General features: G+C 55.6%; 7 protein-coding genes. 4 read left to right on the top strand and 3 right to left on the bottom strand.

Features of this window, described 5'->3' with window-relative positions; all coding sequences use genetic code 11:
- Positions 1–3: 3 nt before the first annotated feature.
- The gene (locus VK738_10715) at positions 4–1,581 is read left to right on the top strand and encodes a hypothetical protein (protein HTD23117.1); all 1,578 of its coding nucleotides are present in this window, start codon (positions 4–6) and stop codon (positions 1,579–1,581) included.
- A 990-nt stretch (positions 1,582–2,571) separates the two neighbouring features.
- On the opposite strand, the gene VK738_10710 is transcribed toward VK738_10715, so the two are convergent.
- Together VK738_10710 and VK738_10705 are read right to left on the bottom strand one after the other, a co-directional pair.
- On the bottom strand, positions 2,572–2,940 hold the full coding sequence (locus tag VK738_10710) for a hypothetical protein (GenBank protein HTD23116.1): 369 nt from the start codon (positions 2,938–2,940) through the stop codon (positions 2,572–2,574).
- Between the two features lie 115 nt (positions 2,941–3,055).
- Positions 3,056–5,503, bottom strand: coding sequence for an Ig-like domain-containing protein (locus VK738_10705; GenBank protein ID HTD23115.1), 2,448 nt, complete (start codon positions 5,501–5,503; stop codon positions 3,056–3,058).
- Positions 5,504–5,809: 306 nt separating this feature from the next.
- On the opposite strand from VK738_10705, the gene VK738_10700 reads away from it, so the two are divergent.
- Positions 5,810–7,360: a heme-binding protein gene (locus VK738_10700; protein ID HTD23114.1), complete on the top strand. Its 1,551-nt coding sequence runs from the start codon at positions 5,810–5,812 to the stop codon at positions 7,358–7,360.
- A gap of 182 nt (positions 7,361–7,542) precedes the next feature.
- On the opposite strand, the gene VK738_10695 is transcribed toward VK738_10700, so the two are convergent.
- Positions 7,543–8,883, bottom strand: a complete 1,341-nt coding sequence (locus tag VK738_10695) for a multiheme c-type cytochrome (GenBank protein ID HTD23113.1) — start codon at positions 8,881–8,883, stop codon at positions 7,543–7,545.
- Positions 8,884–9,260: 377 nt separating this feature from the next.
- Here VK738_10695 and VK738_10690 point away from each other — a divergent pair, with 377 nt between their 5' ends.
- Both VK738_10690 and VK738_10685 read left to right on the top strand, forming a co-directional pair.
- Positions 9,261–10,985, top strand: coding sequence for an NAD(P)H-dependent oxidoreductase subunit E (locus VK738_10690; GenBank protein HTD23112.1), 1,725 nt, complete (start codon positions 9,261–9,263; stop codon positions 10,983–10,985).
- Positions 10,982–13,174 (top strand): cyclic nucleotide-binding domain-containing protein, encoded by a 2,193-nt coding sequence (locus VK738_10685; GenBank protein HTD23111.1) that lies wholly within the window; start codon positions 10,982–10,984, stop codon positions 13,172–13,174. The genes VK738_10690 and VK738_10685 overlap by 4 nt, the downstream gene beginning before the upstream one ends.
- Positions 13,175–13,181: the final 7 nt, after the last annotated feature.

Genomic DNA, 13,181 nt, shown 5'->3' with positions numbered 1-13,181 from the left:
CCTATGAGAGTCTCGTCATTGCTCCCGCGCTTCGTTCTAGCAATTGTATCGGTCGGTGCTTTTTCAGGGACAGCCTCGCCTGTCCCGCCGCCGCAGCCTGCTGTTGGCCTATTCGAGAGCCACGCAGATGTTGGAGAAACGCCACGGAAAGGCTCCGTCTCCTACGATGCCGCTACGGGTGAGTATCGCGTAACCGGCGGCGGCCAAAATATCTGGGGGACGATCGATGCGTTTCATTTCGCATGGAAACGCATCAACCAGGATTTCAGCATGACCGCGGATGTCCGCTTTGTTGGCCCAGGCGCCGTGGGGCATCGCAAAGCCACGCTGATGGTGCGCCAGAGCTTAGACGCGAACTCGGCTTATGCCGATGTGGCCTTGCACGGAGACGGCCTTACCGCGCTCCAATTCCGTCCCGTGACCGGAGCCGAAACCTCTGAAGTGCGAGCATCTGACAATGCTCCGGTTCGCCTGCGCATCGAGCGGCGTGGAGCACAACTCATGATGTATGTGGGCCAAACGGAACAGAGCCTGGTACGTTCGGGAACTACAACCGTCGATTTTCAGGGCCCGGTCTATGTCGGCCTGGGTGTTTGCTCGCACGATGCGAATGTGCTGGAGACCGCGATATTTTCAAACGTCAGCATCCAGGAGCTCCCGGCAACAGACCCGAATCGGAATCCGAGCACAGTCCGCAGCAAGATCTCAATCTATGATCTTGAGAGCAAGAGCGTTCACGTTGTTTACGCGGAGGATAAACTCTGGGAAGCGCCCAACTGGTCTCCCGACGGAAAGTATCTTGTGGCGAACTCGGGGGGCAGGCTGTACCGCTTCGTTCTGGATGCGCGAGGCGAAGCGCAGCCTCAGGCGCTCGCCCTGGATCCCGCCTATAAATGCAACAACGACCATGGTCTTTCGCCGGACGGGAAACGGCTGGCGTTTTCCGCCGAACACGCCCCTCAAAAAGGATCACAGGTCTACGTAGCCGCCGCAGACGGCACCAAGCCGCAACTGCTGACGGCGCATATTCCGAGTTATTTTCACGGCTGGTCGCCGGACAACCACTGGCTGGCTTTTGTCGGAGAGCGCGGCGGCCACTTTAATATCTATCGAGTCCCGGTGAATGGCGGGGAGGAGGAGCGGCTCACATCCAATCCTGCTTTTGATGATGGGCCCGATTACTCGCCCGACGGAAAGTGGATCTATATCAATTCCTATCGCTCCGGAGGCTGGGATATTTGGAGATTCCCAGCCGCGGGTGCGGGGGCCGACGACCATGACGCGGTGCGCATTACCGCCGATGCCCAGGAAGACTGGTTCCCTCATCCCTCCCCGGATGGCAAGTGGCTTCTCTTGCTATCATTCCCGCCGGGCACTAAAGGGCACGACTTCAAGACTGCAGTCCAGTTGCGCATGATGCCACTGCCGGCGGCCAAGGCGGATTCCACTCCGTCGGCGGAGGGGGATCGCGCCATTCAGGTCTTGACGAGATTCTTCGGAGGCCAAGGTACGATCAATGTTAATTCCTGGTCGCCTGATTCGAAGAAGTTTGCGTTCGTAAGTTACGAGTTGTTGCCTTAGAACTGCTTCAGCGCAAACCTGGAAAGTGGGGTACTTGCTAGGTAGTGGGCAGAGCTCTAAAAACAACGCTGATCACCGCATATCCAGCGGCTGGCGTTGATGTCAGGGTGGGGACTAGCTGAGGCAGTTCTCAGCTCTCGATTCTCAGGTGAAAAGCAATCACTTGGCTTGCGCGGATGGCCCTCAAGTAGCGGGAGACGGGGGTACTTGCTAGGTAGTGGGTAGGACCCTAAAACAACGCTAATCGCCCGCATATCTAGCGGCTAACGTTGATGTCAGGGCGGGGGACTTGCTGAGGCAGTTCTCAGTTCTCAGAAAAACTCAACGCGGATGGACGCGGATTGCTCGGACCGGTTTAGGGGGTACCCCCCTTACCAGGTTGGGTCGTGAAGAAGAAGCTCTTATCCCTTAGCTTTAGCCAAAACCAAAGCTCACCAGAGGCGTTCAAGCCATAAAGTTTTCAAAGAACGTTAGGGCTTTTTTTCTAACAAGCCCGCATCCTTGGATGCAGATACACGCCCGGCGCACCGGGGCAGGCTTCCAGGGACGATGATAGTCCAAGCTTGCTCAGAAATTAAGGCTTTGATACCACAATGGGGCCATGATCTTCAGTGGGCGGGAAATGGTAACAAGCTAGGATCGGCCACCCTCGAGAGCAGTGATGATCAAAAGGCTTTTAGCTCTGATTGGATAAGAGCGAAAACCAATCAGTTTGCGGAGGGCATCAGCCGAGTAACATTCATTACGTAACGGCACTCTTTTCCAGAGTTTAGTCTGTTCAACCGAGACACTTCCTGCTCAGCAGCGAGCTTTGAAGAAAACACCTTAACCACAGCGATGCTGTTCTCCGGGCTGTCCGCGTTTACAGGAAGATCAATTCTCACAATTGCATACAGATGTCGGAATTTGGAATGCGGCGTTTCGCTTATGCCCATTGTCAGTGGCCGTGCCTCAGTGAACCAATATTTTCGCCCAATAATTCAGTTGTTTCTAATGCAAGTTCCTATCCCGCACTCTTCGTTGATAGGTTTCGTCCATGAATTGATTCCATAACTCCAAGGTTTGAGGACCAAAGTACTTTTTGATTTCTCCAACGTGGTCGCACGACAAGAAGGTTTCGAGGCACTCGTGAACCAAGTCGCGCATGTAGGAGTCTCCACCTTCGAGAGATCTTTCAAGAAAATCCATGCCCTTCTTCAATTCTTCCCAATCAGATAAGAACGCCTGATCACACATATACCTTGCCAGATCGTTGATGATCAGATAACCGAGATTGTCAGGTATCCATTCGGGATCAATCACAAATCCGGTGATAGCGGACTGCAACTCCATAATCAGGGTGTCTTTGTTTATACCCATACTCATGCTGTTGGAAGTTCGATCTTAAATCTGTTTCCAATCTATCTTTGCAGTCCAGAGCTTTCCTCTTCCGCCCCGTCAGCGTTGTGAACCTTCGGGAAAAAAGCATAAGCGCTCAGAACTGCTTCAATCCAAACCCGAGCAGAAGCTCTGAAGCGCTAACTTCTACGATCCTCACGCGATTTCCTGACGCCAGGTAGAAATGGAATCTTGAAGTGGTTCCTCGGGCAGTAATATCGGCTGTACCTCGTCCATTGGATTCGATGGAATAGGAGCCGCTTAAGGGAGCATCGGCGGTGAGCGTGCCGTTGTTGTTTACGTCCTCAGTACCAGTAAGGTTGCCGCTTCCATCGGCCGACATCTGGGCAGAAACTGCCAGGCCAAAACCCGCGGTAGCAGTCGCGCCGTCTAATTCGAAGCCAAAATTTCCATTTAAAGAAGAGGTCGAAAAGCCGCTGTTCTGGCTACTTTCTATGTTCCCGGATACAACGGCATTGGAGTCAGTATCCATGAAAAACGTTACTGTCGGCGAGACTACATAAAACACGAAGTGAGTTGCGCCAAACGTGCTGTTCAAAGTGGCTGTGCCCCGGCCATTGGAAGCGATACTGTAGTTCCCACTAAATGCAAGATTCTCCGCGACCCCACCTGCGTTATTCTCGTCTTCCACTCCCAGACTAATGTTCCCGGCGCCATCTGCGTTAAAGCGGCCGACTGCGGCGAACACTCCTGACGTTGTGACTCCGCCTTCGGAGAAGACGTAGGCACCGCCTAAAGAGCCATTGGAGAATGTGCTGGCGCTGCGCCGGTCGGCAAAGCCCAGAAATGCCGGGGTGAAGTCCAGACCAATGAACAAGACCTCATTGCTGTTGACAATGTAGAAAGCGTAATGAGTAGTCTTGCCGTTATTAATGGTTGTGGCGGTGCCGCGGCCGTTGCTGCCCAAAGTGTAGCTTCCCGTGAACGTGTCGCTGCTGAGAATTCCTCCGTCATTCACGTCTTCGGCCCCGCTGAAAATGTTCCCGGAAGCATCAGCGTTGAGTTTGCCAACAGCGGTCGTAACTTTACCGTCGCCGCCGGCGCCGGCAAACAAAAATGCAAACTCACCTTGCAGCGTGGAGTTCATAAATGCATTTACGTCTTGCAATACTATTGTTCCCGAGCCTTGCGCGGAGGCGTTGAACTCTATGAGGGTTCCCGCCCCACTCGCGGTGATGACAAACCTTAGCGTGTCACCCGTGCTGAGAGTGGCGCTGCCGCGCCCATCGAGCCCAACACTGTATGTGCCGGTAAAAGCGGCGCCGGCCTGGACGCTTTGTCCATTGAAGTCTTCGACACCACTGAGATGACCGTTACCATCTGCTAAAAAGTCGCCTGCAGCCAGGAAAATGACCTGCGAGTCTGCCCCGTTGAATTGAAACGCATAGTGTCCATTCAAACTAGCATTGGAAAAGCCAACCGTAGCGCTTGTGGTGCCGGTGGTGGGCCCGACGGTTGCGCTGATGGTTGCGCCGGCTCCCACCGTGTTGCCCGTAATCAACCCCGAGGTATTGACGGAAACGCCACCGGAATTGTTGGATGACCAGACCGCGAAGTTTGTGAGATCGCTCGTACTGCCATCCATGAAGTGGCCAATTGCCGCTAATTGCAGCGTGCCCGCAAGCGCCACTTGTGGATTAGGAGGTGAAATGGAAATTGAAGTTGGCAGAATGACCGTCAACTGGGTTGAACCCATCATTGCATTGTATTGGGCGGAAATCGTGGTTGTGCCTGGACCCTGGCTTGTAACCAAGCCGGTGGTTGCGCCTACCGTGGCCACGCCGCTACTTGTTGAGTTCCAGGTGGAGGAGCTCGTTACATTCACAGTGCTGTTATCGGAGTAGACGGCGAAAGCGGAGTACTGCTGCGTCAAGCCAAACCCCAGCGAAAAATTCTGTGGAGCAACGCTCACGCGTTGAAACACAGGTGGCGTTACCGTGAGCGTGGTTGACCCGTTTTTGCCGCTGAAGCTAGCCGTAATCAGAGTTGAGCCTTGGTTGAGCGTGCGGGCAAGACCCCCTGTCACGGTTGCTACCGAAGTCATGGTCGAGCTCCAGGTGGCGGCTGCGGTCACGTCCTGTGTGCTGCTGTCTGAAAAAGTGGCGGTTGCCGTGAACTGTTGTTTCAATCCTTTTGGCACAGAAGGAGTAGCCGGCGTAACTGCGATCGAAGAGACGGTAGGGCCGTTAGGAATGACCGTGAATGTCGTTGATGAATGAAACGGCCCGCTGGTGGCGCTGATGGTTACAGTTCCGCGGCTGATGGCTGTGATGTTTCCCGAATTGCTGATGCTGGCAATGCCGGTGTTCGAGGATACCCACGTAACCCGTTGCGTCACATCTTTTCCACCCGATTTGTTCCCGATGAATGCAAACCGCGCCGTCATCTGCTGCGGAGTTCCAACTGTGGTGGAAGAATTACCAGGGCTGATGGTGAGAAGAACCGGGCCAACCTGGGCCCAAGCACCAGATGCGACTACAAATGCGAAGAGCCCAGCCAGGAACAACCGCGTAAGTAAACGCATTTTCACTCTCGAGTGGGAGGCGGTCCCATCATTATATTTAACTTCGCCTGTTTAGGAATCCCTCTATTGTTAAGATGTGTCATTTTTGAAGAGAGGATTGAAATATTTTTCTTTTCAGGAACTTACGCGGCTTGCCTGGCGCACAAAATCCGTGTGTCAATCCTAGCTGGTATTAATGAAAAATTAATGAAAAATCAGACATAAATCTGCGGGCTGGACTTCGCTTGTGCCCGTTTCCTCGCTCCCAGGGGGCGAAGTTGATAGACTACGCAGTTACCCAAGCCACAGAGCGGGGAATCACCGGGAATGTCGAAGCGCACATCCATGTCAAAGATTGCATTCTCTACCATCATTTTTATTTTTGTTCTGACGGCCTTTATCGAAATTATCGGATGCGGCTCAGGCCACACTCCCGCTCCCACGCCACCGCCTCCGGGGCCGGTGCAGACCCTGACTGTAGGCGATGTGCAAAGCGTTGTGCAGAGCGCTGCCGTGTCGGTGAATGCTGCTTTCGTAATCGCAGTGACCGATCGCGGAGGAAATATCCTGGCGGTTTACCAGAAGTCAGGGGCCCCGGCAACGGCCACGGGGAACTTCAGCGCCAGCGTGCCGGCGACGGAGCTCGCAGTTGGGCTTGCGCGCACGGCATCTTTCTTCAGCAACGATCAGGCGCCGCTCTCTTCTCGAACTGTGCGCTATATCAGCGGGATACACTTCCCGCCGGGAATCACGAATGCAGCCAACGCCGCCCTCTATGGCATTGAGAACACCAATCGTGGATGTCCACTGAACGCGACCTTCCTTCCGGGGCAGGCGGTTGCGCCTGCACGTTCTATCGGTGGGGGCGCGCTCGGCCTGGGGATTATCACCGGCAAGGTGGATACCTTCGATTCCAACCCTAATGCGGTCAATCCCGGCGGTGTACCTCTATTCAAAAACGGACGCCTGGTTGGAGGCGTTGGCGTAGCAGGCGTCTCTCCCGATGTCGCCGAGTTCGCCGCGTTTTCTGGTGCTGTAGGTGCGGGCTTTGGTGCGAACCCTGCGGCGCCCGGCGTCGTGGTGATTGATGGCATCTCGTTGCCCTTCGTCACTCAAACCACGCGGCCTGTCGGCACGACAGTGGGTGTGTTTAGCGGAGGCTTTGTCGTCGGCCCAGTCGCGAGCCCCGGTCAGGTGCCCGAGGGAGATTTAGTGCAGGTAAAAGCCGGTGTCATCGGCGGGCTCACGCAGGCCGATGTGCAGAACATCGTGAATCAGGCGATTGCCAATGCAAATCAGACGCGTGCAGTCATCCGCCTGCCCGATGGCCAGAGAGCGAAGTTCGCCATCGCGGTAGTTGATCTGGATGGCAGCCTCCTGGCGCTGAATCGCATGTCCGATTCGACCGTCTTCAGCATTGATGTTGCCGTCGCCAAGGCGCGCAACATGGTCTATTTCAGCAGCGCCACGGTAAATCCCGGTGATCTCCCCGGCGTGCCTCCCGGGACCGCCGTGACCAACCGCACCATCAGCTTTGGCGCGCAGCCTTTCTTTCCTCCGGGAATTGACGGCACCATGCCCGGACCGTTTTTCAGTCTTTATCAATTCGATGTGGCAAACCCCTGCACCAACGGAAGCCAGCCCGCCAATCCTAATCAGAGTGGAATTGTTTTCTTTCCCGGAAGCGTCCCGCTTTACAAAAATGGTGTGCTGGTAGGAGGTCTGGGAATCAGCGGCGACGGCGTAGAGCAGGATGATTACGTATCAGATCAGGCGTCGCAGGGATTCTCCGCTCCAGCAGCCATGCGTGCCGATCAATTGATGCTGCGCGGAGTGCGTCTGCCGTATTTGAAATTCCCGCGCAATCCTACGTTGTAGGTTTTACCACAAAGGGCACAGAGAAATTGATTCATCGGGTCATTGCTTCAATGAAGAATTGTGTAATCGGGTGACTGCGTAATTTGGTAATTGTGCAATTCAGGTTATGCATTAATCTGCAATTACTCAATTACACAATTACCCGATTAGCAATTTCTTTGTGTCCTTTGTGGTTAAACTTTTTACTGGCCTATGCCTGATTCATGCAGCGCCGCGTTGACCTTGTGCATCTGTGCGCTGAAGCGCGGAGCGTTGTATGCGGAAGGGTTATCCAGCTCCTGGAACAATCCATCAATCGCCGCGCGCACCGTTGGATGCGTGCTGCCCTGTTTTTCATAACAGATAAACAAACTGTCCAGGGCCATGGCTGCCTGCTCGGCCGAACGTGTGTCTTGGTTGGAGATGCTGTCTCCCTGGGCGGAAATCTCCTGCAGCAACCGGCCGGCGCGCTCTTTATCGAATTTGGTCTCGTTGATCTTGGTTACCAGGCTGGCAGCCAGTTCGCTGGCGCGTTGCGCGCTCTCGCCAATGTCTTTGGGTGAGCTGCTCATGTTGCTGGTGACCTGATAAACGTTTTGCAGTTCTGTCTCGAGTTGCTGGCTGGCGCTCGCGTCAATGTCTTTGGCCAGGATACGCAAAATCGTGTAATGCGCGCTGTTCCACGCGGGCGACCCTACGCCCCGGTTCTCATACCCACGCTCCTGCCGCCAACTGCTTTCTGGTTTGGTCAGGCTGTGGTGGCAGCTAAAGCAGTCGTACTCTGAAAATTCCGGCCAGCTCCCGCTTTGCGTGCGCCGCGCCAGCCGCTTCAAGGCCTCGCGCAGTTGTATGGCTTGTCCTACGGCCCAAAGGCGCACACCATAATTCGGATCACCCGAAGGTTTCCAGTGCGGCGGTTCGATAGCGCTGTAGGAATCGAGCTCAAAAACCAGGTCAGGATGCCCCGCCGCAATCATCTTGTGGTCTACTTCTTTTTCCGCCGTGCCCAGGTGGCAGGTCAGGCACTTTTCGGAGCGGTGCGCCACGTCCATAATGTCATACATTCCCAGCGCGACCGATTGCTGCGTGGTCCAGCCTCTCAGCGTGTGCGGCCCCAGCCATGCCGATGCCGGTCCATGACAGCTTTCGCAGCTCACGCCTTCGCTGATATCAAAGTCGCGCCCCTTGCGCTCGGGTGAAACTGCGAGCGCATGGCAGGCCAGGCATTTGGGTGAGTTCGCAGGATTGCCGATTCCCAGCAGCTTCCCCATGCGCTGCGATATCGGGCTTTGCAGGCTGCGGAATGCCCTGAAGTGCGAGTCCTTCACCACCCAGGTGCTGTATTCGTTCTGCAGGACCCGGGTGTTCAACATCGGCTGCACGCCGCCATGACAGGCGGAGGCGCTGCAGGAGCCCGGGCCAACGTATCTCGAATTGCCGCTTTTTCCCTGCGCGGCCGCAAACACAGCGGCAAGACAGTTCAGGAGGACGACTCCAACCGCAAAGCGAAAGCGAGCCTTTTGCCAAACCTCAAAGTCAGCCATAAGAGAAATGCTGGAAGTGTACTTTGTACCCTGTGTCGCGTGCAAACGCAATCGAAGAATTGTTTGGGGAGCACTGACGTCCCGCCAGGTATTGTACGAAGAAAAAAGCAACCCAGATTTAACAATCTGTTAATGGAACTAATGTCGTGTAGACGCCAGCATCGTTGTTTGCTATAGTCCCGCCCAGCACTTCTTAACAGTCAGAACCGTTATATTGTTAGAGCCTGTTTCGTAAATACTCGCAGATTTACGGAAGGAATCTGCCTCAGTGGCTAAAGCCCAATGTTTAAAGAGGCTTGTTTACGGCAGATAAATCCGTGCCCCTGACGACAACCGTATTTACTAAATAAGCTCTAGAACCAAAAGGACAAGATTACGTGTCTGGGCAGGCCCCTTTCAAAGTACTGCCTGTTGAACATAAGACAGACGGTGTCTTTGAAGAACTCAAAGACGTTCAGCGCAAGTTCGAGTATCTGCCCGCCGAGGAGTTGAAGCGGATCGCAGATCGCCGGGGTCTGGCCTTGCGCGATCTCCACGCTATTGCCAGCTATTACCCGCACTTCTATCTTGAGCCGCCGGCAAAAGTCATCGTAAAAGTTTGTGATGATATGACCTGCCATCTGCGGGGCGCGCCCGCCCTGCTGCAAAAGCTGGAACAGAGATTACAGGGCATGGCCGAGCATGAGCTGACCATCCGTAATGTTTCCTGCGTGGGCCGTTGCGACCATGCTCCATCTTTCGTCATTAATGACCGCTACTACGACGGGTTTTCTCCTGACGAGGCCGTCTCCGCCGTCGTGCAGACCATCGGAGGCTTTCCGCCGCGGGCCTCGAGCTATCGCCGTACCGAGATGCGGCTGGCCAGCGATCCTTATGACGGCGAGAGACCTTATTCAGCTTTAAGAAAGTATGTGCAATCGCGCGATTGGCCCGGACTTCTGGCCAGCATCAAGGCGGGGGGATTGAAGGGCATGGGCGGCGCAGGCTATCCCACGAACCAGAAGTGGGAGGTGGTGCGCAATTCGCCCTCGCCGGAAAAATATGTTATCTGCAACGCCGATGAGAGTGAGCCGGGGACCATTAAAGACCGCTACATCCTCACCCAACTGCCTCACCTGGTGATCGAAGGAATGGTTTTGGCCGGGCTGTGCGTCGGCGCCAAGCGCGGATACCTGTATATCCGCCATGAGTATCAGGAGCAGGAAGAGATACTCAATGCCGAACTGCTCCGCTGCTATGAAAAAAATCTGGTCGGAAGAAAAATTCTGGGTAGCGATCTCTCTTTCGATATCACCATGTTCGTCAGCCCCGGAGGATACATTTGCGGTGAAGAGACCGCCTTACTCGAAGCCATTGAAGGCAAGCGCGCCGAACCGCGCAATAAGCCTCCGTTCATGGCCAGCATAGGTTTGTGGGGAAAACCCACGGTCATCAACAACGTTGAAACTCTGGCCTTTGCCACGGCCATTGCCGCAAAGGGCCCTGAGTGGTTCAACTCTCACGGCGCCAACGGATTTACCGGATTGAAATTCGTCGGCGTCTCGGGCGACGTGCAGAAGCCCGGCATCTACGAAGTTCCCATGGGAACCAAGTACTCCGAGCTGATTTATGAATTCGGCGGCGGCCCGCCCGATGGACGCAAGTTAATCGGCTTTGCTCCTTCCGGGCCTTCTTCCGGATATCTGCCTGCCGAAATGGCTGACCTTCCTTTGGATTGGCAAACCATGAGCAAAGTCGGCTCCATGGTGGGTTCCGGGGCAATCGTGGCCTGTGCCGAGGGCACCTGCATGCTGGATATGGCGCTTAACGCCGTGCGTTTTTATCGCAACGAATCTTGCGGAAAGTGTGTGCCGTGCCGCATCGGATCGCAAAAGCTGGTGGAAATTCTCCAGGGCTGGACTCATGGAAGCTATAAGCGCACCGACCTGCCGCTGGTGGATGAACTCTCGCACGCTCTCAAGCAAGCCTCCATTTGTGGATTGGGCCAGATCTTGCCCGTGCCCATCCAATCTGTCTTAAAACACTTTCGCCCGGAAGTGGAAGAGCATCTTTTCAACCGCTATTGTCCAGCCGGCGTTTGCTTCAAGGGAGAGAAAGCATGAGCCATCACGCCGCGCCTACGTCTACCGGTTCGATGGTTCAGCTCACGATTGATGAGCAAGCCATTACCGTTCCCGCCGGGACCACCGTCTTCGATGCCGCTCGCGTACACGGCATTGAGATTCCCGTGCTCTGCCATCAGCAGAATGAAGCGCCCGTAGGCGTATGCCGCATGTGCGTGGTGGATGTCGGTGCCCGCGCTTACACCGCTGCTTGTATCCGGCAGGTTGATCCCGGCATGGTGGTCAAAACCAATACCGAAGAGGTACGCGCGGCGCGCAAGACCTTGCTTGAGCTGATGATGGCCGATCATCCTACGCCCTGCGTCCGCCAGCGGCACACCGGCGACTGCGAATTGGAAAAAATGGCTGGCCAGTACGGCGCCACCGAGACGCGCTATCCCCGCCGCGAAGTCACGCGCGGGCAAGACGACTCTTCGCTTACCATCCTGGTGGATCATGCTGCCTGCATTCTCTGCGACCGCTGCATACGGGCCTGTGCCGATTTGCGCAAAAATTTTGTGATCGCCCGCCAGGGCAAAGGCTATGACGCCGGCATCTCCTTTGACATGGATAATCCCATGGGCGGCTCAAGCTGCGTCTCTTGCGGCGAGTGCATGGTTTCCTGCCCAACCGGCGCGCTGACCAACAAGGTCACCGTCGGCCAGAAGCTCGAGACCGGGCTCTCCTGCGAGACCGAAGATCTGATGCGCCTTCCCGTCTTTCAGGGCGTCTCCGGAACCTTCCTCGAATTGAATCGCGGCTCCGTGGTGGTGCGCGCCGTCAACAAGGGAGAGATTCTCTTCCGCGAAGGCGACTATGGTTCCACGGCGTTTTACATCCTGGAGGGGGAGATTGATATTTTCATCTCCAGCCCTCGCGCCCACGTCAACACGGAGCGAGGTCCGACCGCGCTGTTCAACATTTTGACCAGCAAGCTCGTGGGCCGGCGGGAAAAGCCACGCAAGGATGAACATTTCAACCGCACCCATATTTCGATTGATGCTCCGGTGGAACTTTCTTACGACAACCCTGTGGCCAAGCTCGGTCCCGGCGACCTGTTCGGCGAAATGACGTGTATGAGTTTTTATCCGCGTTCCGCCACCGCGCGCGCCGCCACCGATTGTGTTGTGCTCGAGATGCTGCGCAACGTGCTCGACGTGCTGCAGAAGAACAAGACCTTCCGCTCCAAGCTCGAGATCGAATACCGCCTGCGGGCGCTTGAGACCCACCTGCGCAGCGTTCCCATTTTTGCTTCGCTGACGCCCGAGTTCATTGATGATTTGCGCTCGAAGGTGGAGTTGGTGCGCTACGCCCCTGGCGATGTCATCTTCAGGCAAGGCGACCTGGCCGATGCCTTTTATCTTGTCCGCATAGGTTTTGTGAAGGTCAGCGAGAAATATCCCGGGGGTGAGCTCGTGCTCGCCTATCTTTCCAAGGGAAATTACTTCGGTGAAATCGGGCTGCTGGGCGCAGGCAAGCGCAGTGCTACATGCTCCGCCCTTGATCACGTGGAAGTGGTCCGCATCGCCGCCGTAGATTTCAAGGAAATGATGCGGCTCTTCCCCGATATTCGTGCCCAGCTCGAAGCCATCAGCGCCCAGCGCCTGCGCGAGAACCAGACGCACTTTGCCCAGGTCAGCAATGTTCCCGTGGATGAATTCCTGCGCCAGGGTCTCATGGAAGCGCAAAACCTGCTGGTGCTTGATCTCGACCGCTGCACGCGCTGCGATCAATGCGTGACAGCCTGCGCCGATGCGCATGACGGAATCACCCGCCTGATTCGCGATGGCCTGCGCCTCGACCGCTACCTGATTGCCACCTCGTGCCGCCAGTGCCGCGATCCGCTGTGCATGGTGGGCTGTCCGGTGGGCGCGATTCGCCGGCAAAATTCGCTGGAAGTGATCATTGAAGATTGGTGCATCGGTTGCGGCCTGTGCGCCAAGAATTGTCCTTACGGCAATATTAATCTGCATGAGTTCAGCGCCGAGGGCCCGGTCAGCGAAGAGATCGCTCTCCTCGCCGAAGGCCAGGAGACCGCCAAGAAGGCGAAGGCGAGGATAGTGCGCAAGGCGACCAGTTGCAACCTTTGTAATGATTATCCGGAACCAAGTTGCGTCTACGCCTGTCCGCACGACGCCGCCCACCGCGTCAACCCCGCACAATTCTTCAGCGAAATGTTCAAGAAATAGATGTCAT

Source organism: Terriglobales bacterium, assembly GCA_035487355.1.
Lineage (GTDB): Bacteria > Acidobacteriota > Terriglobia > Terriglobales > Acidobacteriaceae > QIAW01.
The sequence above is the reverse complement of the archived record's forward strand: the minus strand, read 5'-3'. Positions and strand labels throughout refer to the sequence as shown.